At 64.9% G+C, this 430-nt stretch carries 2 pseudogenes; one reads left to right on the forward strand and one right to left on the reverse strand.

From position 1 onward, the window contains the following. A pseudogene (locus ACYP5B_RS49825) lies at positions 1-199 on the forward strand (transposase); the annotation flags it as partial. Between the two features lie 17 nt (positions 200-216). On the opposite strand, the pseudogene ACYP5B_RS49830 reads toward ACYP5B_RS49825, so the two are convergent. Then, a pseudogene (locus ACYP5B_RS49830) lies at positions 217-430 on the reverse strand (IS110 family transposase); the annotation flags it as partial.

Below are 430 nucleotides of genomic sequence, written 5' to 3' on the forward strand. Positions count from 1 at the left end.
CAAGGAAGTGACTGCTGGCGGCTGGTATGCGTCGCTCGCGGTGGACGGCACGATCCGAGCCGAGACCACGAAGGATGCCGTCAACGACATCCTGACGTACAAGGCGGCTGCCTGCGCGAAGGTGCGACAAGCCATCGCGAAGCGGACCTCCGACGAGGCAGAGCGAAAGCGGCTCTATACCCTGCTCTCAAGAAACTAACCTGAAGACGGCACCTGTCATGCAGCCGTCCCCACGGGATTGATCTGGAAGCCCAGCGCGGCGGCGCGGCGTTTGAGGGCGGCGACGCTGCGCTGGTGTTGTTGTTCCTCGTAACGCTGCTGGCCCTGATCGACGAAGGCCTCGCCGCGGGTCAGCATGAAGTACACCATGCGCGCGAGCTTGTGCGCGGTGGCGGTATTGGCGCGCGGCTTGTCCATGCGGGCGCACAGC

It is taken from the genome of Cupriavidus sp. 8B (genome assembly GCF_054589115.1).